The sequence below is a fragment of the Dyella sp. PARNA 12/25 genome (genome assembly GCF_055702865.1).
This window is the reverse complement of record NZ_JBVQCI010000009.1, coordinates 34,289-57,501: the sequence shown is the minus strand read 5'-3', so window position 1 is coordinate 57,501 and position 23,213 is coordinate 34,289. Positions and strand designations below refer to the sequence as shown.

At 63.0% G+C, this 23,213-nt stretch carries 20 protein-coding genes and 2 pseudogenes; 9 read left to right on the top strand and 13 right to left on the bottom strand.

Translation table 11 applies throughout. The features are described 5' to 3' along the window. Positions 1–59 precede the first annotated feature (59 nt). From recF to dnaA, 3 genes are all read right to left on the bottom strand, one after another. Complete coding sequence (gene recF / locus AC0GUR_RS16495; protein ID WP_472878592.1) at positions 60–1,139, bottom strand: DNA replication/repair protein RecF; 1,080 nt, start codon at positions 1,137–1,139, stop codon at positions 60–62. A gap of 96 nt (positions 1,140–1,235) precedes the next feature. Beyond that, positions 1,236–2,336: a DNA polymerase III subunit beta gene (gene dnaN, locus AC0GUR_RS16490; RefSeq protein WP_472878591.1), complete on the bottom strand. Its 1,101-nt coding sequence runs from the start codon at positions 2,334–2,336 to the stop codon at positions 1,236–1,238. Between the two features lie 249 nt (positions 2,337–2,585). Next, a complete protein-coding gene (dnaA, locus tag AC0GUR_RS16485; protein WP_472878590.1) occupies positions 2,586–3,941 on the bottom strand; it encodes a chromosomal replication initiator protein DnaA in 1,356 nt (451 codons plus the stop codon). Positions 3,942–4,153: 212 nt separating this feature from the next. Here dnaA and rpmH point away from each other — a divergent pair, with 212 nt between their 5' ends. The 6 genes and pseudogenes from rpmH to AC0GUR_RS16455 all read left to right on the top strand — a co-directional run. Next, a complete protein-coding gene (gene rpmH, locus AC0GUR_RS16480) occupies positions 4,154–4,291 on the top strand; it encodes a 50S ribosomal protein L34 (protein WP_019464789.1) in 138 nt (45 codons plus the stop codon). Between the two features lie 13 nt (positions 4,292–4,304). Beyond that, positions 4,305–4,703, top strand: a complete 399-nt coding sequence (gene rnpA / locus AC0GUR_RS16475) for a ribonuclease P protein component (protein WP_472878589.1) — start codon at positions 4,305–4,307, stop codon at positions 4,701–4,703. 58 nt (positions 4,704–4,761) lie between these two features. Beyond that, positions 4,762–6,462, top strand: a complete 1,701-nt coding sequence (gene yidC, locus AC0GUR_RS16470; RefSeq protein ID WP_472878588.1) for a membrane protein insertase YidC — start codon at positions 4,762–4,764, stop codon at positions 6,460–6,462. A gap of 221 nt (positions 6,463–6,683) precedes the next feature. Continuing rightward, positions 6,684–8,024 carry a tRNA uridine-5-carboxymethylaminomethyl(34) synthesis GTPase MnmE gene (gene mnmE, locus AC0GUR_RS16465; protein WP_472878587.1) on the top strand — a complete coding sequence of 447 codons (1,341 nt, stop codon included), beginning with the start codon at positions 6,684–6,686 and terminating at the stop codon, positions 8,022–8,024. Between the two features lie 108 nt (positions 8,025–8,132). Continuing rightward, positions 8,133–8,471 (top strand): annotated as a pseudogene (locus AC0GUR_RS16460) (DNA translocase FtsK 4TM domain-containing protein); the annotation flags it as partial. Positions 8,472–9,212: 741 nt separating this feature from the next. After that, positions 9,213–10,682, top strand: a pseudogene (locus tag AC0GUR_RS16455) (DNA translocase FtsK); the annotation flags it as partial. 150 nt (positions 10,683–10,832) lie between these two features. Here the strand turns inward: AC0GUR_RS16455 and rbsK are convergent. Both rbsK and AC0GUR_RS16445 read right to left on the bottom strand, forming a co-directional pair. Then, entirely contained in the window at positions 10,833–11,714 is an 882-nt protein-coding gene (gene rbsK / locus AC0GUR_RS16450) for a ribokinase (protein ID WP_472878586.1), read from the bottom strand. Between the two features lie 126 nt (positions 11,715–11,840). After that, positions 11,841–12,287 carry a hypothetical protein gene (locus AC0GUR_RS16445; protein ID WP_472878585.1) on the bottom strand — a complete coding sequence of 149 codons (447 nt, stop codon included), beginning with the start codon at positions 12,285–12,287 and terminating at the stop codon, positions 11,841–11,843. A 129-nt stretch (positions 12,288–12,416) separates the two neighbouring features. On the opposite strand from AC0GUR_RS16445, the gene AC0GUR_RS16440 reads away from it, so the two are divergent. Both AC0GUR_RS16440 and AC0GUR_RS16435 read left to right on the top strand, forming a co-directional pair. Continuing rightward, a complete protein-coding gene (locus AC0GUR_RS16440; protein WP_472878584.1) occupies positions 12,417–13,118 on the top strand; it encodes a glutathione binding-like protein in 702 nt (233 codons plus the stop codon). Between the two features lie 267 nt (positions 13,119–13,385). Continuing rightward, complete coding sequence (locus AC0GUR_RS16435) at positions 13,386–15,662, top strand: S9 family peptidase (RefSeq protein ID WP_472878583.1); 2,277 nt, start codon at positions 13,386–13,388, stop codon at positions 15,660–15,662. Positions 15,663–15,821: 159 nt separating this feature from the next. Here AC0GUR_RS16435 and AC0GUR_RS16430 read toward each other — a convergent pair whose 3' ends face one another. The 7 genes from AC0GUR_RS16430 to lptM form a co-directional block, all read right to left on the bottom strand. After that, on the bottom strand, positions 15,822–16,436 hold the full coding sequence (locus AC0GUR_RS16430; RefSeq protein ID WP_472878582.1) for a hypothetical protein: 615 nt from the start codon (positions 16,434–16,436) through the stop codon (positions 15,822–15,824). Positions 16,437–16,471: 35 nt separating this feature from the next. Beyond that, a complete protein-coding gene (hslU, locus tag AC0GUR_RS16425; protein ID WP_472878581.1) occupies positions 16,472–17,809 on the bottom strand; it encodes an ATP-dependent protease ATPase subunit HslU in 1,338 nt (445 codons plus the stop codon). 79 nt (positions 17,810–17,888) lie between these two features. Next, on the bottom strand, positions 17,889–18,422 hold the full coding sequence (hslV, locus tag AC0GUR_RS16420) for an ATP-dependent protease subunit HslV (protein ID WP_472878580.1): 534 nt from the start codon (positions 18,420–18,422) through the stop codon (positions 17,889–17,891). Positions 18,423–18,670: 248 nt separating this feature from the next. Continuing rightward, positions 18,671–19,564, bottom strand: a complete 894-nt coding sequence (xerC, locus tag AC0GUR_RS16415; RefSeq protein WP_472878579.1) for a tyrosine recombinase XerC — start codon at positions 19,562–19,564, stop codon at positions 18,671–18,673. Between the two features lie 10 nt (positions 19,565–19,574). Further along, on the bottom strand, positions 19,575–20,258 hold the full coding sequence (locus AC0GUR_RS16410; protein WP_472878578.1) for a DUF484 family protein: 684 nt from the start codon (positions 20,256–20,258) through the stop codon (positions 19,575–19,577). Positions 20,259–20,324: 66 nt separating this feature from the next. Continuing rightward, on the bottom strand, positions 20,325–21,167 hold the full coding sequence (dapF, locus tag AC0GUR_RS16405) for a diaminopimelate epimerase (RefSeq protein WP_472878577.1): 843 nt from the start codon (positions 21,165–21,167) through the stop codon (positions 20,325–20,327). Next, complete coding sequence (gene lptM / locus AC0GUR_RS16400; protein WP_472878576.1) at positions 21,167–21,520, bottom strand: LPS translocon maturation chaperone LptM; 354 nt, start codon at positions 21,518–21,520, stop codon at positions 21,167–21,169. The genes dapF and lptM overlap by 1 nt, the downstream gene beginning before the upstream one ends. Positions 21,521–21,687: 167 nt before the next feature. On the opposite strand from lptM, the gene AC0GUR_RS16395 reads away from it, so the two are divergent. Then, positions 21,688–22,359 carry a hypothetical protein gene (locus tag AC0GUR_RS16395; protein ID WP_472878575.1) on the top strand — a complete coding sequence of 224 codons (672 nt, stop codon included), beginning with the start codon at positions 21,688–21,690 and terminating at the stop codon, positions 22,357–22,359. A 22-nt stretch (positions 22,360–22,381) separates the two neighbouring features. On the opposite strand, the gene AC0GUR_RS16390 is transcribed toward AC0GUR_RS16395, so the two are convergent. Further along, entirely contained in the window at positions 22,382–23,155 is a 774-nt protein-coding gene (locus AC0GUR_RS16390; RefSeq protein WP_472878574.1) for an SDR family NAD(P)-dependent oxidoreductase, read from the bottom strand. Positions 23,156–23,213: the final 58 nt, after the last annotated feature.

Genomic DNA, 23,213 nt, shown 5'->3' with positions numbered 1-23,213 from the left:
GGCGCCTTTTCCCACCCGGTTCGGCGCCTTGCAGGGCCGGATGGGGACATAATCGATGATTATAGCAGGGGGTTGAGATGGCCTTGTTCCACGTGGAACACATGGGTCGGGCCATCCTGCAGGGCCTCGGGAACCTCGGTGCCGGTGACCAGCACCTGCGCTCCAACTACCCTCAGCTGGCTCACGACAGAGGCCTGGTGAGCCTTGTCCAGCTCCGAGGCCAGGTCGTCCAGACAGACCACCGGCCACTCGCCCCGTCGCTCGGCATACAGAGCGGCCTGGGCGAGCATGCAGCCCAATGCGGTCAGCTTTTCCTGTCCTCGGGAGAGATGCTCGCGTAGCGGTGCATGCTCGAAGGCTATGGACCAATCCGCCCGATGAGAGCCGATAGTGGTGTGGCCGCGGGCGAGGTCCCGCCCGCGCTGGGTAGCGAGAAGCTCACCCAATGAAGCCTCCTCCGACCAACCTCTCCGATAACGCAACTCGACCGCTCCCAGCTCGGGCAGGAGGCCAGTCATGGTTGTTTCTATATGGGGGCGAAGAGCCGCCAAGTAAATCTGGCGCAGGTTGTCGATAACGGTAGCGGTGGCGGCTAGTTCCGCCTCCCAGGGAAGAAATTGCGCCTCTGGAACCGCCGAGGAGGCGCGAAGGAGGCTATTTCGCTGTTTCAACGCCCGCTGATACCGACGCCAAGCCAGGATGAACTCGTGTTCCACGTGGAACACGCCCCAATCCAGGTAGCGACGTCGCTCTTCGGCACCTCCTGCGATCAAGGCATGTGAGCCGGGCTCAAAGCAAACAACCGCGCACTCCCCCACTAACTCGCTAAGCGTCACCACCTCGCCATCCATGCGAGCTTCCCAGCGAGCGCCCTGCTTTCCCAGGCCCAGCCGCCTGCTTCGGCCGTCCGCATGGCGCAACTCGGAAAACACAGCCAGGGCATCTGCCCCTCGCTGAAGCAAGGCGTCTTTTGCGCCGGCTCGGAAAGACCGGGCATGGGACAGTAAGAAAGCAGCCTCGAGCAAGCTCGTCTTCCCTGCCCCATTGGGGCCGGCAATCACGGTAACTCCCGGCGACAACGGCACTGAGACGTCGCCCAGGCAGCGCAACCCTCGAATACGCAGGCTCTCCAGCCACATTTCAGCCAACTCCGTAAGCAAGAACGCCGGAGCGTCTTGCGACGGCTCCGGCGTTCGACTGTGGCTTGCCCTGCTTCGGCAAACGATGAACTGACATCAGAGGCGCAACGGCATGATCACGTGGCGGGCCTGATCGTTGTCGTCTTCCTGCACCAGGCAGCTGGACTGTGCGTCGCGCAGGTTCAAACGAGCACGCTCGCCGCGCAGCGCGGCCAGTGCATCAAGCAAATAACCGACGTTGAAGCCCACGGCGAGATCCGAAACCGGCGTATCGGCTTCGACCTCTTCGACGGCCTCTTCCTGCTCGGGATTGTGCGCCACGATGCGCAGCTTGCCCGGCGACAGTTCCAGCTTCACGCCGCGGTACTTCTCGTTGGAAAGAATCGCCGCACGCTGCAGCGCACCGCGCAGCACTTCGCGATCGAGCGTGGCGTGCTTGTCGGCACCCAGCGGGATCACCGCTTCGTAATCCGGGAAACGACCGTCGATCAGCTTCGACGTGAACACCACATCGCCGCGACGGACGCGCAGATGGTTACGACCGAACTCCAGCTCGATCTCGCCATCACCTGCCTCGAACAAACCGATCAGCTCGTTCACGCCCTTGCGCGGAATGATGATCTGGCGACGCGTGGAAACTTTGCTCTCGAGCTTGGTTTCCTTGAGTGCCAGACGATGGCCGTCGGTCGCTACGCAGCGCAGCGTGTGCTCCTGGAGATCCAGCAGCATGCCGTTCAAGTAGTAACGCACGTCCTGATTGGCCATAGCGAAGGCCGTGCGCTCCATGAGATCGCGCAGCACTTCTTCCGGCAGCGTTACCCGCTCAACCAGCTCTATTTCATCGATCGTCGGGAACTCGGTAGCGGGCAGTGTGGCCAGCGTGAACCGGCTACGCCCTGCATTCATCGCAATACGATCGCCGTTGAGCTTCAGCTCGATCTGGGCGCCATCTGGTAGTGCGCGCACGATGTCGAACCATTTGCGCGCAGGAATGGTGATTTCACCGTCCACCAGCTTGTCGGCTGGGGTGGTGGCAATCATTTCCACTTCCAAATCGGTGCCGGTCATCGACACTTTGCCGTCGGCGACCTTCACCAGCAGGTTGGCTAGCACCGGTAGCGTCTGGCGTCGTTCGACCACGCCCACGACCTGCTGGAGCGGTTTGAGCAGAGCTTCTCGTTGAATGCTGAATTGCATATATGCGCTTCCCCAATCCTGCTTTTCTGTTTTTAAAAGAAGTTCTGTAGTAGTGGTAGGTGGCGTGGATAACTCAGAAAATCGAAATTTTCCATGAGAATCAATGTATTACGCGATTCTCACCTTGTGTTCCAAAGGGCCGGATGACTGTGGGCCAATTGTGGATAACTTAGCCATCCAAATCGTCCACCTATTATCCACAGGTTGCCACAGTACTTTTCAAGCAATCAGTGCACAGCCCCACCGCTTTTAGCCGGTCAGGATGCGGATGAGCTGTTCCCAATCCTGACGCATGCGTGTGTCGGTCTCGCAATGCTTCTTGATGGTGCGGCAGGCGTGCAGCACCGTTGTATGGTCGCGACCGCCGAACGCTTCGCCGATTTCCGGCAGGCTGTGTTCGGTGAGCTCCTTGGACAGCGCCATGGCGAACTGGCGCGGGCGTGCCAACGAACGCACGCGACGCTTGGACAGCAGATCCTGCAGGCGCACCTGGTAGTAGTCGGCGACCGTCTTCTGGATGTTGGGCACCGTCACTGCCTGGGCGTGCGTGGCCAGCAGGTCGCGCAGGGTCTCCTCGGCAAAATCGATGGTGATGGGCTTACCGTAGAAGTTGGCGCGCGCAGCCAGCGTATTGAGCGCACCTTCCAGATCGCGCACGTTGGAGCGGATGCGCTTGGCCAGCAGCATCGCCACGTTCTCCCCTACCGCCACGCCCTTGTCGTGAGCCTTGGAAAGCAGGATCGCCGCGCGCGTCTCGAAGTCCGGTGGCTCGATCGCTACCGACAGGCCCCAACCCAGTCGGGACTTCAGGCGCGGCTCGAGCTTGTCCACTTCCTTCGGATAACGATCGCAGGTGAGGATGATCTGTTGCTTCGATTCGAACAGCGCGTTGAAGGTGTGGAAAAACTCTTCCTGCGTGGTGTCCTTGCCGGCAAAGAACTGGATGTCGTCGATCAGCAGCGCATCCACCGAGCGGAAGCGACGCTTGAACTCGTCCATGCTCTTGGTGCGCAGGGCCTCGATCATCGAGCCGACAAACTGCTCGGAACGCAGGTACAGCACCTTGAAGTCCGGATTGCGCTCACGCATCAGGTTGCCGGTGGCATGCATCAAGTGCGTTTTGCCCAGACCGGTGCCGCCGTACAGCAACAGCGGGTTGTAGGCGCGGCCGGGGTTCATCGCCACCTGCATAGCCGCCGCCTTGCCCAACTGGTTGGACTTGCCCTCGACAAACGTCTCGAAGGTGTAATGCGGGTCCAGGTTGTGGGTAAAGCTGGGCGCAGGGGCTTCGGCCACTGCGTGCACCGCCTTGGCGGGGGCCGCTGGAGCGGGCGCAGCCGGCTTGCCGGTGGGCGTGGCCCGCGGCGAACTGGAGCCGACCTCGAGCTTCACGGTCAGCTCATGGCCGGTCAACTGGCTGATCACCGTCTCGATACGCGCCAGATAGCGCTCGCGGACGGTATCCAGGGTGTACGGATTAGGCGCAAACAACTGCAGGCCATGGGTGTCGTCGCGTGCCTGCAGCGGCATCAGCCACGTATGCAGGTCTTCGGCGTTCAATTCGCCCTCGAGACGCTCGAGACAGCGCCGCCACAGGTCACTCATGGGAATTCTTCAACCACAGAAAGGAGCGCTTTCGCGCGGGGTGGACCGGAAAGTCTAGCAGCACGGCGCCCCCTTTTTGGCATAGATATCCACACGGATATCCACAGGTAGTCAACAGCCTTTGTCAACCCCGAAAATACGCCGATTTGACAGGGCCATTCTTTGCCCCGCATAATTTCCAACCTTTTTATCAACTTACTTTGGAGGAAGCCATGTCCAAGCGGACCTTCCAGCCCAGCAAGCTCAAGCGTGCCCGCACCCACGGCTTCCGTGCTCGTATGGCCACGGCCGATGGTCGCAAGATCCTCAACGCCCGCCGCGCCAAGGGCCGTAAGCGCCTGATCCCGTAAGCGGCGCGCCTTGATGCGTGCCGCCGGCCTGCCGCGCGAGGCGCGGCTCCGCCGCGCTGGTGATTTTGCTGCTCTGCGACAAGCCAGCGGCCGCTTCGGCGGCCGCTGTTTTTCTGTGCGCTATCGGGTCAACGAGCTCGGCCACCCGCGCCTTGGGTTGGCTATTTCCAAGCGCGTTTCCAAGCGCGCGGTCGATCGCAACCGCATCAAGCGCCTGGTGCGCGAATCTTTCCGGCGTGCCCGACTTGAGCTTCCGCCCGTCGACCTCATGGTGATGGCGCGCGAGCAAGCTTGCGGCCTGCCCGGCCCCGAGCTGCTCGCCGAATTGCAGCTGCTGTGGAAGAAACTGCGTTCTGTGAAAGTCGATGCCGCATTGAAGCCGGACGACCCGGCCGGCACAATCGTGCGTTGACCTTTTTCCACCCTCTTCCGCGGCCCGGTGTCGCGGCATCCACCGGATCTGCTCCGCGATGAATCAAACGCGCACGTTCCTCATCTTCGCCCTACTGGCTGTGGCCTACATGCTGTTCATGGCCTGGGAGAAGGATTACGGCCCGCAACCGCCGGCCGCTACGGCTGCTGCGTCCACTGCCGGCACGCCTGCAAGCGCTGACGGTAGCGTACCGGGGGCCAGCGGCACCGCCGCGCCGGCTGCGGTGCCCGGCACCGTCAAAGAAGCATCCGCTCAGCTGATCACGCTGACCACGGACACGCTGCGCCTCACCATCGATACGTGCGGTGGCAGCGTGGTGCGCTCGGAACTGCTGCACTTCCCGACCGTGCCGCGCACCCGGAACAATCCGGAGCCGCCGCCGGTGCGTCTGCTCGATGACGAGAGTGCACAGTTCTTCATTGCGCAAAGCGGCCTGGTGAGCAATCAGGGCGAAGCGCCCGACCACCGCGCCGTGTTCCAGGCTGCGCAGACCAGCTACGCGCTCGTTGAGGGCCAGGACGAACTGAAGGTCGACCTGACCTGGCAGGACGCCGCGGGCCTCAAGGTCACCAAGACCTTCTCGCTCAAGCGCGGCGGTTACGTGGTGACCGTGAATCAAAAGATCGAGAACGGCGGCAGCGCGGCATGGCAGGGCAACGCCTACCAGCAGTTGCAGCGCGTGGCTCCGGCTCAGCAGCGTAGCTGGTGGCAGAACTTCAGCGACCCGGCTTCGCATAGCTTCTATGGTGCCGCCTGGTTCAGCCCGGAAGACAAGATGTCCACGCTGTCCTTCGCGGACTTCGCCAAGAAGCCGATCACTCACACCATCACCGGTGGCTGGGTGTCGATGCTGCAGCATTACTTCTTTGTCGCGTGGATTCCGTACGCGCAGGAACCCAACACCTTCAGCACCAGCGTGATCAACCCCGACACCGCGCAGCCGGTGTACCTGATCCGTGCGGTGGGTCCGTCGCTCAACGTCGCTCCGGGCCAGAGCCTGACCACGGCTTCGCGCCTCTATATCGGGCCGAAGCTGCAGGGCACGCTGGACCAGGTGGCGCCGGGTCTCGACCTCACCACCAACTACGGCTGGCTTACCGTCGTGGCGCAGCCGCTGCACTGGTTGCTGTCGCAGTTGCACGCCATCAGTGGCAACTGGGGTATCGCCATCATCCTGCTGGTGCTTGGCCTGAAGGCGGTGCTGTGGAAGCTCACCGCCGCGCAATTCCGTTCCGGCGCCAAGATGCGCAAGCTGCAGCCGCGCGTGACCGCTCTCAAGGAGCGTTACGGCGACGACAAGATGAAGATGCAGCAGGCCATGATGGAGCTGTACAAGAAGGAGAAGGTCAACCCGATGTCGGGCTGCCTGCCTATCCTTATCACCATGCCGGTGTTCTTTGGCCTGTACCGCGTGTTGATGGAGAGCGTGGAGCTGCGTCATGCGCCGTTCTTCGGCTGGATTCATGACCTTTCCGCGCCCGATCCGTTCTTCGTGCTGCCGGTGATCTACATCCTGGTGATGATGGCCACCCAGTGGCTGACGCCAACGGCGGCTGGCATGGACCCGGCACAGCAGAAGATGATGAAGGTGATGCCGGTGATCTTCGGCTTCATGTTCCTGTTCTTCCCGGCCGGCCTGGTGCTGTACTGGGTGGTGAACGGCATCACCAGCCTGACCCAGCAGTGGCTGATCACGCGCAGCGTCGATCGCGCGGAAGAGAAAGCCAAGGCGGCCTGAGCCATCAGGCCAATGCGAGAAAAAGGCCGCTGATGCGGCCTTTTTCTTTAAGGGGTACCTCATCTAAGCATCGATGCCGTCATCCCTGCAAAAGCAGGGATCCAGCGTCTTTCCTTCGTGCTGCGCGCTGCAAAGGCACTGGATCCCTGCTTTCGTAGGGATGACGTAGAGGCCTTGTCCAGCGTTTCCTAGATTCGACATCCAACCCGCATAATTCGCCCATGACCCACACCGACACCATCGCCGCAATTGCCAGCGCTCCCGGCGCCGCCGGTGTCGGAGTGTTGCGCGTATCCGGCCCTGCCGTACCTGGCATTGCCTGCGAATTGCTCGGTCGCGACCCCGACCCGCGCCGCGCCCACTTCACCGCCTTCCGCGAACGCGATGGTGAGCTGATCGATCGTGGTCTGCTGCTCTACTTCCCTGCTCCCGCCTCGTACACCGGCGAACATGTGTTGGAACTGCAAGGCCATGGCAGCCCTGTGCTGCTCGATACCTTGCTACGTCGCGTATGTGCGATGGGCGCACGGTTGGCACGGCCTGGCGAATTCACCGAACGGGCCTTTCTCAACGGCAAACTGGATCTGGCGCAAGCCGAAGCCGTCGCTGATCTGATCGCCGCGCGTTCGCAGGCCGGCGCCCGCGCCGCGCTACGCTCGATGGAAGGCGTGTTCTCGCACAAAGTGCATGACGTGCTGCAGGCCTTGATTGCCCTGCGTGTGCATATCGAAGCCGCCATCGACTTTCCCGAGGAAGAAATCGACTTTCTCGCCGACCCGGCGATCATGCAGCAGCTCGATGCATTGCGTTTACACGTGGCCGCGTTGCTGCGCGAAGCCCAGCGCGGCGTGCGCCTCAACGATGGTTTGCGGGTGGCGATCATTGGACGCCCGAATGCGGGCAAATCCAGTCTGCTGAATGCACTGGCCGGTGCCGATCGCGCCATCGTTACCGACATCGCCGGCACCACGCGCGACGTGTTGCGTGAATCACTGAACCTCGATGGCATCGCGCTTGAACTGGCCGATACCGCGGGTCTGCGCGAAACCAATGATCCCGTGGAGCGCGAAGGTGTGCGCCGCGCGCACGGCGAGCTTGCGCGCGCGGACGTTGCCTTGTTGGTCAGCGATGCAGAACACGCCGCGCACGATCTAGCCTTGCTTGCCGATCTGCCCCCAAGCGTCGAACGCATCGTGCTTATCAACAAGATCGACCTGGACAGCCATGCGCCCCGCTACGAGGTTCGTACCGAAGCGATCTGGGTGTGGGCCTCCGCAAAAACCGGTGTAGGTCTGGATGCTCTGCGTGATCACCTCAAGCAGCTGGCGGGTGCCGGGAGTGGCGAAGGTGCGTTCAGCGCGCGGCGTCGCCACGTCCTCGCACTTGAGCAGGTCGAAACGCACCTGGCATGTGCCGACCAGGTGTTACGCATCACCCGTGCCGGCGAGCTCGCCGCCGAGGAGTTGCGCCAGGCACAGCAAGCGCTTGGCGAAATCACAGGCACCTACACCAGCGATGACTTGCTTGGGGCGATCTTCAGCTCGTTCTGCATCGGCAAATAGGCCGCAGTTGCCATACATTACAGTCCGTTACGGCATTATCTGCTGACGCTCATCATGCATTGGCGCTAACATGCTGAGTTTGCACGCGGCAGTATCGAACACTCAGGCATGCTCACTTTCCTCTTTGGCGGCTTCGGGCTGTCCACCCTCTGGCTTATCCCCTTGCTCTGGCGTGCTGGCAGGAGCCTGCTCACGCGTCGCGCCCTGACCTCAGGCGGGCACGGAACCATACGGTTCTGGTTGGGTGCTGCATTGGTGCTGGTGGCCAGCGCCACGCTGGAAGGCCTGGTGATCGACCACTACACCGACGACGCGCAAGTGGGAGGCGTGGTATGCCGTGCTCTTTCGCGCGCGTTCGCGGGCTTCTTTGGTGGCCCGATCAGCACGCTCGTCATGTTGGCGGTGTTTGCCGCCGCCCTGCCGTGGTACCTGGGGCTCGGGTGGCCGATGCTGTTCAAGGCAGTTTCTTCGGCGGTGGATCGACTTGCCGCGCTGTTGCAGCACATCGTAGAAGCCATCGCGACTCGTCGTGGCAAGCCGCAGCGCCCGCGTCGCGCACGGGGTGCAGTACGCCGCACCGACCGCACCGCACCGAAAGCGCGTCGTACCACGCAAACGACGCAGCGTCCTGTTTCCGTCCGTCCGGCACCAACCGAGGCGCCAACTTCGGCGGCGGAATCACCTGCTCCTGCACGATCGGCACCGATGATGTCGCGGGTCAAACACGCGGCAACGCATGAGAAGGTGATTCGCGAGCCGTGGTTGTTGCCAAGGCACGCTCGCCAGTCGATGCCAGCCGCCAACGTTTCAACGCCGCGAGCTGCGCCCGTGGTAACCGCGAGTGCACCCGCAAAGATGGCAGCACCAGCGACGGTCGTTGCGGCCACGATGGAAGCCGTGTCGGTGGCGGCCGCTCCGTTGCCGGTGTCGCCGCATCCCGATGTCATCGAGGACCTGATGCTGACGACACCGGTGGCGCCGGCACCTGTGGATGCCGACGCAACCGAGGACCATTACGCGGTAGAACTAACCACGGATGTTGAGCCCGAGCTGCCCGCGTTTGCACCCTCTCCGACTTCGGTGGCACCTGCACGTCGCCTGGCAGCGAATGATGACGCGCTTGCGGAAACGGCCGTCGAGCATGAACCTCGCGCGGCGCCCGCACCCCGTGCCCGCTCAACGGTGGCGTTGCCGCCGCTATCGCTGCTTGCGCCACCACGCGTGGAACTCACCGCCGTCGACGAAAACCAGCTCGCAGAAACCAGCGAGTTGATCGAACAACGCCTGCGCGAGTTCAAGGTACCTGTCACCGTCGTTGGCGCATCGGCCGGTCCGGTCATTACGCGTTTTGAAGTGGAACCCGCGGTGGGCGTGCGCGGCAACCAGATCGTCGCGTTGATGAAGGATCTGGCGCGCGGCCTGGGAAGAACTTCCGTTCGCGTGGTCGAGACCATTCCCGGCAAAACCTGCATGGGTCTGGAGTTGCCCAACGAACAGCGCCAGATGATTGCGCTGTCGGAGATCCTGGATTCGCCGGCCTATCGTCATTCCGATTCACTGCTTACCCTGGCGATGGGCAAAGGCATCACCGGTGAGCCGCTGGTGACCGATCTCGCCAAGGCGCCACACATGCTGGTCGCCGGCACCACCGGTTCGGGCAAGTCCGTCGCGGTGAACGCGATGATCCTGTCGATGCTGTACAAGGCCACGCCCGACGACGTGCGCATGATCATGATCGACCCGAAGATGCTGGAACTCTCGGTCTACGAGGGCATTCCGCATCTGCTCGCGCCGGTTGTTACCGACATGAAACTCGCTGCCAATGCGCTTGCCTGGTGCGTGGGCGAAATGGAGAACCGCTATCGCCTTATGTCGGACCTGCGCGTGCGTAACCTCGCTGGCTTCAACCAGAAGGTCCGCGAGGCGAGGGCAGCGGGCCGTCCGTTGCTGAACCCGTTTCCCGCGCACCCGGAGGTGCCCGAGACGCTCGACACCTTGCCGATGATCGTGGTGGTGATCGATGAGCTGGCCGACTTGATGATGGTCGCCGGCAAGAAGATCGAAGAGCTGATCGCACGCCTCGCGCAGAAGGCCCGAGCAGCAGGCATCCATCTCATCCTCGCCACGCAGCGCCCGTCGGTGGACGTGATCACCGGCCTCATCAAGGCCAACATCCCCACGCGCGTCGCGTTCCAGGTGTCATCGAAGATCGACTCGCGCACCATTCTCGACCAGATGGGCGCGGAAAGCCTGCTTGGTCAGGGCGACATGCTGTTCCTGCCGCCAGGCACGGGTTATCCACAACGCATCCACGGCGCCTTCGTTGCCGACGAGGAAGTGCACCGCATCGTCGCGCATCTGAAGTTGTACGGTGAACCCGATTACAAGGACGAAATTCTCGCCGGTCCGCCGAGCGAAGGTTCCGGTGAACTGTTCGGGGAAGAAGGTGCAGACGCCGAACTCGATCCGCTTTACGACGAAGCTGCAGCATTTGTGCTGCGTTCACGCCGCGCATCCATCTCGTTCGTGCAGCGCCAGTTCCGCATCGGCTACAACCGCGCCGCACGACTGGTCGAAGCGATGGAAGCGGCGGGGTTGGTGTCGCCCATGGGCATTAATGGGCAGCGTGAAGTGATTGCGCCGGGGCCATCTGACTGACCGTCTTGTCCGACGGTAGGAGCGCACTTGTGCGCGACCGCAGCGCGCATATCGCGCCGTCGGTCGGCGGTCGCTGAGTTCCGTGTTCCATCGTCGCTGCGCCGTAGGCTTGTCGCGCACAAGTGCGCTCCTACAGGTGATAAGCCGTAGTCAAAGGAACGCGTCAAGGTCAGTGCGAGTCGGCATGCCACCCTGCGCCCCCAGTCGCGTCACTGACAGCGCGGCGGCGGCGCAGGCTTTGCGCACGGCCGTGGGCAGGCCTTCATGCAGAAACACCGCAAGCGCTGCATTGAACGTATCGCCAGCACCCGTGGTGTCGACCACATCAACCTTGAAACCCGGCTGATGCGCGGGTTCGCCGCCGTCGCGATACCAGGCACCATCTCCACCGCGCGTCAGCACGACCGGCGCGGGGGCGCGTTGCATCAGCGCGCGGAAATCCTCTGAGGCATCGGCACCCAGGAGGATCGCCAGTTCGTGCTGGTTGGGCGTGAGGTAGCGGGCCAGCTTCAACCATTCCATCGGCAGCGGCTGCGCAGGTGCTGGATTGAGGATCACCGGCTTGCCCAGGCGCTGGCCGAGTCGAAGCGTGGCTTCGACGGATTCAAGTGGAATTTCCATTTGCACAAGAACGGCATCGGCGCTGGCGACGATGGACTGGGCGCGTTCAATCTGCGCCGGCGTCACGAGTGCGTTGGCACCGGGCACGACGATGATGTGGTTCTCGCCTTCCGCTACCGTGATCGACGCGGTGCCGCTGCCACTGTTGGCAATGCGCGCTACGTGTTCGAGCGAGACGCCTTCGTGGGCAAGCCCATCGTGTAGCTGTGTGCCAAAGGCGTCGTCGCCTACGGCGCCGATCAGCGCCACCTCCGCGCCGAGTCGTGCCGCTGCCACGGCCTGGTTGGCTCCTTTGCCACCGTGCACGGTGAGGAAGCGATCGCCAAGAATGGTTTCGCCCGGCGATGCGAAGCGCGGTGCCAGCGTCACCAGGTCCATATTGATGCTGCCGACAACGACGACGCGGGTCATGGATGCTCCATCCGTGTTTCATGCGGGGAATGCCGCAGGATACGGGATGGCCTGTCGAAGTGACACGCATCGATGCCGTCATCTCTGCAAACACAAAGATGACGGCATGGAAGACTGAAGCGGGGTTTACTTGCTGCTACTGCTCGACGATGAAGGCACTTTCTGCTCCCGATTCTCCTGCGCGCGCTCCATCGCCCTCTCACGCATGGCCTTCCACTGGTCACGCTGAGCGGGCGTGAGCACGGCGTCGATCTGCTGGGTGGTGTCCTGCATCAGCGACATGGCTTTGGCTTTGCGATCAGCCGGCTGGAGGCTGTTGTCGGCGCGCAGTGCCTGCATCTGTTGCGCGCGCTGCTGGAGGATCGGGCCGATCTTCGCTTGCTGGTCCGAGGTCAACTGCAGCTGCTTGGTCATGTGCTGCAGTTGCTGCTGCGGATCAGGCGCATGCATGGGATGGAGCATGGGGCCCGGGGCGCCGGTGGTGGGGGCGGGAGTGGTCTGCGATTGGGCAAGCGCGCCGCCGGCGAGCATCAGGCCAAGCGCGAGTACGGCGAAACGTGAAGAGCGAGTCATGAGCCTTTTCTCCGTTGAGTCTGCCTGTGCAGGGAACGCGAGGATGGGGTCGAGGTTGACGGTCGCGTCCGCTTGAATCCTTTTCGGCCGGCCCGAACATGGAGTCATTGCCGCCTCCAAGGAACGCCCATGATAGAGCTGTACTACTGGCCCACGCCCAACGGCCACAAGATCACCTTGTTTCTGGAGGAAACCGGGCTGCCCTACGCCATCAAGCCGGTGAATATCGGCAGGGGCGACCAGTTCGAACCCGGTTTCCTGGCCATTTCTCCCAACAATCGGATGCCGGCCATCGTGGACACCACGCCGGCCGATGGTGGTGAACCCATCAGCGTGTTTGAGTCCGGCGCGATCCTGCAGTATCTCGCCGAGAAGAGCGGGCGCTTCCTGCCTGGCGATGTGCGTGCCAAGTACCAGGTGCTGGAATGGGTGTACTGGCAGGTGGGCGGACTGGGCCCGATGTTGGGCCAGAACCATCACTTCAACCGCTACGCACCCGAGAAAATCCCTTACGCCATCGATCGCTACGTCAACGAGACGCGGCGCCTCTACGGCGTGCTGGACAAGCGATTGGAGGGTCGGGCCTTCATCGCCGGCAAGGAGTACACAATCGCCGACATGGCTGCCTATCCGTGGATCGTGCCTTACGAAAACCAGGGCATGACGCTGGAGGATTTCCCACATCTGAAGCGATGGTTCGAGGCCATTCGCGAACGCCCCGCAACGAAGCGAGCCTATGCGCTGGGTGATGAGATCAAGGGCAAATTTGACCTCACCACGGACGAAGAAGCCCGCAAGGTGCTCTTTGGGCAGGGAAACAAGGAGCGATAGGACGTCTGCGAGCTCTGCTCGTCATCCCTGCGAAAGCAGGGATCCAGCGACTTTAGGGCGTCGAGCAAAGGCACTGGATCCCTGCTTTCGCAGGGATGACGGATAGGAGAAGCACTACCTCTCGAGTGGCAACGCTGCCGACCGTGAAGCAGCGTGTCTCTGGGGCCTTCACGAATTTCCTGAAAAACCGCTGGTTTCCCCGGGCTCAACGCGTTTTAATCGCCGCTTGTTCTTGCGTAGTACGACGCGTCGCCCAAGGAAGTACCCATGCGCGCCCTTTTTTTTGCCGCCCTGATGATGGTGGCCCTGCCGACTATGGCCGAAAAACTCACGATTGAACGCATCTTCGATGGTGGCAGTCTGGCCGGGCCCGCACCGCGCGGCCTGCAGATTTCGCCGGACGGCAGCCGCGTCACCTTCCTGAAGGCACGGCCCGACGACCAGTTCCAGCTGGATCTGTGGGAGTACCAGCTCAAGGACAACAAGACGCGCCTGTTAGTGGACTCGAAAAAACTCGAGCCCAACGGCGAGCAGCTCTCTGATGCAGAAAAAGCACGGCGCGAGCGTGAACGCACCGCCGGCCTGCATGGCATCGTCAGCTACCAGTGGTCGCCGGATGGCAAGCAGCTGTTGTTTCCCATCAACGGCAAGCTCTACGTCTATTCCCTGGCCAAGCCCAATGCCGCACCCAAGCAGCTGGATGTGGGCGACAACGTGATCGATCCGAAGATCTCGCCCAAGGGTCGCTACGTCTCTTATGTGCGCGACCAGAACCTGTGGGTGATCGACCTCACCAGCGGCGAAGCCAGGCAGCTAACGCATGATGGCGGCGGCACCGTGCACAACGGCGAAGCCGAGTTTGTTGCGCAGGAGGAAATGGACCGCAGCACCGGCTACTGGTGGGCGCCGGACGATTCGGCCATTGCCTTCGAACGCTATGACGAAGCCAAGGTGCCGGTGACCAAGCGCACTGAGCTGTATGCCGATCACACCGACGTGATCGACCAGCGCTACCCCGCCGCCGGTACGCCCAATGTGGCGGTGAAGCTGGGGCTGGTGTCGCCGACAGGAGGCCAGCCGCGCTGGATCGATCTCGGCAAGGATCCGGACATCTACCTGACGCGCGTGAACTGGCTGCCCGACGGCAAGCACCTCACGTACCAGCGCATGCCGCGCAATCAGCAGCAGCTGGAATTGCGCCTGGTGGATACGAAGACGTTGGCCCAGCGCACGCTGCTCACCGAAACCAGCGACACGTGGATCAACCTCAACGACGACCTCACCTTTCTCAAGGACGGCAAGAGCTTCTTGTGGGGTAGCGAGCGCAGCGGTCATCACCACCTTTACCTCTACGGGCTCGATGGCAAGCTCAAGCACGCGGTGAGCGAAGGCAACTGGCCCATCGACGGCCTGCTGGCGGTGAACGAGCACACCGGCACGGTCTACGTCAGCTCCAACAAGGATTCGGTGCCCGAGCGTCAGGTCTATGCGCTTAAGCTTGACGGCAGCAACGCCAAGACGCCGGTGCGCGTCAGCGAAGGTGCGGGTACGCACACAGTTACGTTTGCACCGGATGGCAGCTTCTATCTGGATAACTTCTCCAGCGTCGATACACCGCCGCAGGTGAGTGTGCACAAGCCCGACGGCAGTCTGCTCACCTGGATCGAGCCCAACAAACTCGACGAGAAGCATCCGTACTGGCCATACCGCGACAGCCTGATCAAACCGGAATTCGGCACGCTCAAGGCCGCCGACGGGCAAGCGCTGTACTACCGTCTGTACAAGCCGGCCGGCTTCGATCCGAACAAGAAGTACCCGGTGTTCGTCATGTACTACGGCGGCCCGCACGCGCAGCTGGTGACCAACGCCTGGGGCGACTACTTCAACCAGTACATGGCCAACCAAGGCTTCGTCGTGTTCACCCTGGACAACCGGGGCATGGCGCGGCGCGGACGCCAGTTTGAAAACGCCATCTACCAGCAGCTCGGCGCTGCCGAGGTGGACGACCAGCTGGTTGGCATCCGCTGGCTGAAGTCGCAGCCATGGGTCGATGGCAAACACATCGGCGTATTCGGCTGGAGCTATGGCGGCTACATGACCACCATGATGCTCGCCAAGGCATCGAATGAACTGGCCGGCGGCGTGGCGGTGGCACCGGTCACCAACTGGCGCCTCTACGACACCTTCTACACCGAGCGTTACCTCGGCCGTCCGCAAGACAACGACGCCGGTTACACCCGCAGCTCACCCATGGCGTGGCTCGATGGCCTCACCAGCAAGCTTTACCTGGTGCATGGCATGGCTGACGACAACGTGTTGTTCCTCAACTCAACCGAGCTGATGGCCGAGCTGCAGAAGCGTGGCACGCAGTTCCAGTTCATGGCGTATCCGGGGGCCAAGCATGGCCTCAACCTGCCGGGGCAGCGCAGCCACGTGTATCACCTGATCGAGAATTTCTTTCAGCAGCAGGTGAAGGGAGCGGCGGCGCCGGTCGTGCCGAAAGCGCCGGTGGCCCAGCCGGCGGCGGCCACGACGACGCGGTAGAGCACGCAACTCCCTTTGTAGGAGCGCACTTGTGCGCGACTGCCAAACGGAGAGGTAACGGCGGGTTTCCGCGGTCGCGCACAAGTGCGCTCCTACAATGAGCTCGAAAGAAAAGGCCGCCCTTGAGGCGGCCTTTTCTTTAGGAGCAATCCAAAAGCGTCAGTGTGCGTGTCCCACACCCGAGTCCCCCTGCTCAAGCGGAGGCGGCGTACCCGCCACAGCCAGCAGAGACGTCGCATAGCCGTCCTCGATGCTGACGGTAGACACCTCATCCCACGAGAAGAACGACGCCTCACGCAACCACTCCGCGTCTGGCGAAATCTCCTGCATGTTGAAGCCATCCTCTTCGACACTGATCAGACGGCCGATGTAACAAACCTCCGCCTCGTCCTCACTGTCCACGTGTACGCCGATCACCGGCGCCTGTGCGGCAGCCGCCTGGATCACGCTGCGAATGTCATCCAGCGGAAAGCCCCGCGGGGGGCGCGGCATCAGGTGCTTGAGCACCAGCGCCTTCTCCATGAAGGGCGCGTGTTTGTCCGGTGCCTCCAGTTCGGAGACATCGCGGTGGCGCATCACATACATGCCGTCGTAGGTGATGCCGTCACCCACGACCCACAGCAGAAAGAATTCTCGGCCCACACCGCCCACGTAGCCACAGAAGCTGCCGTGTTCGAGTTCGCCGCGCCACAACCGGATCAGCTGATGCTGCTGCTGCGCTTCACGCAGCTGGGCCCGCTGGCCGGTGGTCTTCAGTTCAATCACATTTCCCATGGGTGAATTTTAACAGCCTGGGGCTGACCCCTTGTTTACAGGATGTAACGGCTCAGATCCTCGTCCTTGACCAGGGTTCCGAGGTTTTTATCGACATAATCGGCGTTAATCATGTAATTTTCGCCGGACTTGTCAGCAGCTTCGTAGGAGATCTTCTCCAGCAGCCGCTCCATGACCGTGTGCAGGCGGCGGGCGCCGATGTTCTCGGTCCGTTCGTTCACCTGGAAAGCCACCTCCGCCAGGCGGTCAATGCCGTCCTCGGTGAAGTTGACCGTGACGCCCTCGGTGCCGAGCAGCGCAACGTACTGTTTGGTCAAGGCGTTATGCGGCTCGCGCAGGATGCGCTTGAAGTCGTCGACCGACAGGGCCGACAGCTCCACGCGGATCGGCAGGCGGCCCTGCAGCTCCGGAATCAGGTCCGACGGCTTGGCCAGGGAGAACGCACCCGACGCGATGAACAGCATGTGGTCGGTCTTCATGGGGCCGTACTTGGTGGACACGGTCGAGCCCTCCACCAGCGGCAGCAGGTCACGCTGCACACCTTCGCGGCTCACACCCGCACCACCCCATTCCGAGCGTTGGGCGATCTTATCGATCTCGTCGATGAAGACGATGCCGTTCTGCTCGGCGGCCTGCATGGCCTGCGCGCGCACTTCTTCTTCGTTGAGCAGCTTGGCCGCTTCTTCGTCGATCAGCAGTGGGCGAGCCGCCTTGATGGCGAGCTTGCGTTGCTGGGTCTTGGCGCCACCAATGTTCTGGAACATCTGGCGCAGCTGCTGGCCCATCTCCTCCATGCCCGGCGGCGACATGATTTCCACGCCGACATTCATGGCGAAGTCGAGCTCGATCTCGCGATCGTCCAGCGCACCTTCGCGCAGCTGCTTGCGCAGCTTCTGGCGGGTATCGCTCTGCTCAGGGTTGGACGCCGTGTCGTGGGTCCAGTCGGTAGGTGTCTGGCGGCGCGGCAGCAACGCATCGAGGATACGGTCCTCGGCGCGATCTTCTGCCTGGGTGCGCACGCGCTTCATGGCCTGGTCGCGGACAAGCTTGTAAGCCACGTCGGCCAGGTCGCGCACGATGGACTCGACATCTTTGCCCACATAGCCCACCTCAGTGAACTTGGTGGCTTCCACCTTCACGAACGGTGCGTTGGCCAAGGTGGCAAGGCGGCGGGCGATCTCGGTCTTGCCCACGCCGGTAGGGCCGATCATCAGGATGTTCTTGGGTGTCACTTCATCGCGCAGCGTCGGCTCCAGCTGCATGCGGCGCCAACGGTTGCGCAGCGCAATCGCCACGGCACGCTTGGCGTCATGCTGGCCGATGATGAAGCGGTCGAGTTCGTTGACGATTTCGCGGGGGGTCAGTTCGGACATGGGGTCACCGGAGAGATAGGTTTTGGCCGTTAGTCCGGCGTGTGCCGGCATGCAGCCGTGAAGCTGTCGCGCTGTGCGCTTACAGCTCCTCGATGGTGGTGTTGTGGTTGGTATAGATGCAGATGTCACCGGCGATCTTCAGCGCTCGCTCGACAATGGCGCGCGAATCCAGATCGGTGTTTTCCATCAAGGCCAACGCAGCAGACTGCGCATACGGGCCGCCCGAACCGATGGCGATCAGGCCATGCTCGGGCTCCAGTACGTCGCCGTTACCGGAGATCAGCAACGAAGCCTCCTTGTCGGCCACGGCGAGCATGGCTTCCAGGCGGCCCAGGCGGCGATCGGTACGCCATTCCTTGGCCAGCTCCACGGCGGCGCGGGTGAGGTTGCCGCCATGCTTGTCCAGCTTCTGCTCGAACAGCTCGAACAGGGTGAAAGCGTCGGCGGTGGCGCCGGCGAAGCCCGCCAGCACGTCGCCCTTGCCCAAACGACGGATCTTGCGGGCGTTGGCCTTCATCACCGTGTTGCCGAGGGTGACCTGGCCGTCGCCGCCGATCACGACGCGCCCATGACGGCGCACCGAGACGATGGTGGTGGCGTGAAAGGATTCCATGGGGGGCTCCGCAAAGAGTGAATTCGCCAGAGGTGGGGCCGTGTGGGCGGAATCCAAGCCGTGAGGCCCATCAGGTCACCACCTGTGGGAGCGCACCCTGTGCGCGACGGGGTCATGTTGATAGCGCTTCGTCTGGGGGCCTGTCGCGCACAGGGTGCGCTCCCACGAGTGGCACGAAGGGTTGCGTCGGTTCCATGCCACCACAAGAAATCCTGCGACCAGACACCACGCCTGGGCAGAGCCCAACGTCAGGGCTTGCGCTTCGCTCGCGGATGCGCGGCGTCGTACACGCGCGCCAGGTGTTGGAAATCCAGGTGCGTGTAGATCTGCGTGGTGGCGATATCGGCGTGGCCCAGCAACTCCTGCACTGCGCGCAGATCGCCGGATGATTCCAGCATGTGGCTGGCAAAGGTGTGGCGCAGCAAATGTGGATGCACGCGCTTGGGCAGGCCTTGTTGCAGCGCCAGCGTCTTCATGCGCAGCTGCACGGTGCGTGGGTTGATCGGCGCGCCACCGCGCCCCTTGAACACCGGCTGCTCAGGAGTCATGCCTTCGGCTTCACCCAGTGCGCGCAACGCCGTGATGGCATGACGGCCGACCGGCACGATGCGTGTCTTGCTGCCCTTGCCCAGCACGCGCACCTCACCCGCCTGCAGATCCAGATCCAGCCAGCGCAGGCCGCAGAGTTCCGACAGGCGCAGGCCGGAGGAATAGAACAGTTCCAGCATCGCGCGATCGCGCAGATTCAAGGCTCCCTCGCCCTGTGCTTCCACCAGCGAGGTGGCTTCGTCCACATCGAGCACTTGTGGCAGCTTGCGATGCACTTTGGGGCCACGCACGCCGGCCAATGGATCGTGGGTGATCGAGCCTTCGCGAGTCAGCTGGCGGAACAGGCTGCGGCATGACGAGAGCAGCCGCTGCAGGCTCTTGGGCGACAGGCCGCCACGATGCTCGGCGGCCACGAAACTGCGCATGCGATTGGGTTCGAGGGCATCGAAGCTGTTGATGCCTTGCGCCTCCATCCAGCGCAGCAGCTTGGCCAGGTCGCGACGGTAGCCGTCCACCGTGTGCGTCGATGCCTGGCGCTCACTGGTCAGGCGCGTGAGCCAGGCGTCCACCTGTGCTTGCAACGGAGACGACATGGCGAGCGCTTTACATCCCTTCCTGCGAGCGGCGCAGCGCGGCGGTCACGGTGGCGGCGATCATCTTCAGGAACACCGTGCCCATGCCAGGCTGGAAGTGATCCGCATCGCCGCTGCCGATGGCGAGGATGCCGAACTCGCCCAGCGGCATGATCGCCGTGGAGCGGATTTCCGGCGCATGGTCGCCGAACAGCCGGTACAGCCGCTCCGCCGACAAGCGGCCGGCCACCGGTTCGTGGTGGGCCAGAAATTCGGCGAACTCGGGCACCGCCGTGCGGCCACCCGGCACATGCACCAGCCAGTCGGCGGGCGGCAGGCCCATAGGGCCGAACAACATCAGGCGCACCTGATCGGTCTGGAAATCTTCGGAGAGGCGAGCCACCACACTACGTGCCGCCACGGCAGGCGTACTGGCTCGCAGCACGGCCAGGTTGAGCTCGTGCACGCGTTGCATCAGCCGCTCATTGTCGGCGGCAATGGCCGTCAGGCTCGCGAGCTGGCGCTCCAGCTCGGCGTTTTTTTCGCGCAGGCTTTGCAGTTGGTAGACGGCCAGCGAGGCGACCGGGCCCTGTTCACGCGGCAGGGTGAGCTGCGCGGCAAGGTCGGGATAGTCGCTGAGGAACTCCGGGTGACGGCGCAGGTAGGCTGCCACGTCGCTGGCATGGAGGGTGTCGGCGAGTGCGGGGTCGGACATGCGTGGCTTACCTCGGCAGAGTCAATGCGTCGCGGGCACGAGTGTGCGATGCCCGGGTGCCGCGTTTCAATGCGCTGAGCCCAACCATTCACCTTCAAATGCGAAAGCCGTGGGCCCGGTCATCCATAGGGTGTGGCCCGGCCCCGCCCAGTCGATGGTCAATGTGCCGCCCGGCAGGGTGACCCGCACGCGGTCGTCCACCTCGCCCCAGCGGTGCATGACCGCCATCGCCGCGCAGGCGCCAGTGCCGCAGGCCAGCGTCCAGCCGCTGCCGCGCTCGTGCACGCGCAAGCGCAGCTGGCCACGGTCGACCTTCTGCACGAAGCCAGTATTGGCGCTATCTGGAAAGCGCTCATGCGAGGTCAGCAAAGGGCCGAGCCGGTACAGCGACGGTGACTGCACATCCGGCACCAGCACCACCGCGTGCGGATTGCCCATCGACACCGAGCCGATCTCCAGCACCTCACCGCCGACCTCGATGGCGTAGCGGTCAGCCTCCACGTCGGAGCGCAAAGGAATGCGCTGGGGTTCGAACACAGGGACACCCATATCCACGGTGACCTCAAGCGGCGCCGAGAGGCGCACGGTCACCGGGCCAGAGGGGCTTTCCAGCCGAACTGTGTCGCCAATGGCCAGCTCGCCGGCGCGATGCAGCCAGGCGGCCACGCATCGCACGCCGTTGCCGCATTGGCCAGACGGCGAGCCGTCGGCATTCCAGATGCCGTAATAGAACGCACACGAAGGATCGCGCGGCGGCTCGATGCTGATCAGCTGATCAAAGCCGACGCCGGTATGGCGATCAGCGATATCGCGAATCTGCGCTTCATTGAGCGGAAACGCGCGCTGGCGGCAATCGACCATCACGAAGTCGTTGCCGATGCCGTGCATCTTGGTGAAGGCCAGCTTCATCACATGAACTTGCCGCCGGTAATCCGGCCGTTGGCATCCAGTTCGGCGAAATAACGGCTGTTATCGTTGCGGAACTCGCGGGTGGCCACCGTACCCGGCAGCACCAGCAGTACGTCCGGATAGTTGGCGCGGAACTGGTCCGGGGTCGGGTGGTTGGCGATAAAAGCATCAAATGCCTTCATGTCCGTCACATGGCCACGTACTGCCGTCGGCGAGACGGTGGGCGCCGTCTGAACTGGCGCGGCGGCGGGTGCGGGCGTGGCCTTCGCCATGTACAGCGGCCCCTTGTTGCCGCAACCGGCGAGCAAGGCGAGAACAGAGCACAGCGGAAGCAGCAGAAGTGATCGACGCATGATGTGAGGTTTCCGGCTGGAACGGACGCAGTATAGGGAAGCCTCAAAAACGTGGCGAGCCAACTGCTTGTGCGCAGGGCCTGTTAGCGGTAACAGGCTCTATCCATCAGCCGTTATGATGCAGTTGTCGCCGCAGCTGTGCGGTACGGAAGTAAGAACAAGCGAAAATGGATTGGACCGCGCTGTTGCGCCTGCCCTCGACGATCCTGCTGATTCTGGCAGCGATCGCCATGTTGGTTACCTTGGTTCAGCTGGTGGCCTTGCGCCAGCGCCTGCACCAGGGGCAGCGGCTAGCGGCGGCGTTGCGCGCGCCGTTGGTGCTGTTGGCCTTCGCGCTCGCCCTGGTGCTTGCCGGTGGTGGCCTTGCCCTGCGCGGTTACCGGATGCTCACGGAAGAAACGCCGGTGGTGGAGATCGACGCGCGCATTCTTTCTCCGCAGCGCTGGGCCCTGATCCTGCATTGGCCGGATGGCACCGTGCGACAGGTGTCGCTGGCTGGCGACGCGTGGCGCGTCGAGGCGGTGGTGTTGAAGTGGAAACTGCCGATGATGCCGCCGCTGTATCGGCTCGACCGCTTGTCGGGCCGTTACGACGACCCGGCGGATGAAGAGCACGCCATGCGTACGGTGATCGATTTCCGCGAAGCCGGGCAGTTTGATCTGCTCGATCTGCACAAGCAGTTTCCGCGTTGGGTGCCCGATGTGGATGTGCTGTTTGGCAGTGGCGTGTACCTGCCCCTGGTCGACCAGGGGCATTACACGGTGAGCCTGATGCGCACCGGAGCATTGGTGGCGCGGCCGGATGAAGCAACCCAGCAAAAGATCGCGCAGCCGTTCTGATGCTCTTGGCTTCGCCAGGTCGTCAGGCGATCGAGTAACCGCCGTCGACCAGCAGGCCGTGGCCCGAGACAAACGAGGCGTCATCCGAGGCAAGAAACGCCACGACCTGGGCCACTTCCTCTGCGGAGCCGGCGCGGCCGGGCACGGTCGACGCGGCAAAGGCATTCTTCGCTTCCGCACTCGGCCAAACGCGATCCTGGAAGGGCGTGTCAATGATGCCGGGATTTACGGCATTAACGCGTATGCCTTGCTTGAACAGCTCGATCGACGCCGTCTTGGTCAGGCCTAGCACGGCATGCTTGCTGGCGATATACAGGGCGGCGTTGGCGAAGCCGATGACACCACCCATCGACGCGTTGTTGATGATGACGCCACTGCCCTGGGCCAGCATGGCCTTGGCCTCGTGCTTCATCGACCAGAACACGCCGCGGACATTCGCATTGAAGGTGACATCGTAAGCGTCGTTGGACTGCTCGACGAAGGGCGTGAACTCACCTTCCGTACCGGCGTTGTTGAAGGCCACGTCGATGCGGCCATAGGTCTGGACGGTGTTGGCCACCAGGTCGATGACGTCTTGCTCAACGTTGATGTCGGCCACCACCGCCGTGGCTTCGTTGCCCTCGCGCCTGATCTCGTCGGCCAGGGCTTCGATCTCCGTCGCGCGGCGGGCGCTCACGATCACCTTGGCGCCGCGGCGGGCCAGCTCGAGGGCGGTGGCGCGGCCAATACCGGAGCTGGCTCCGGTGACCATCGCGACCTTCCCGGCAAGCGTCTTGCTTACGTCATGTGCGTTCATAGTTGTCTCCAGAATCAATCGGTTAACGACCAGTGGAGGTACCGGCTTCGATCCGGCA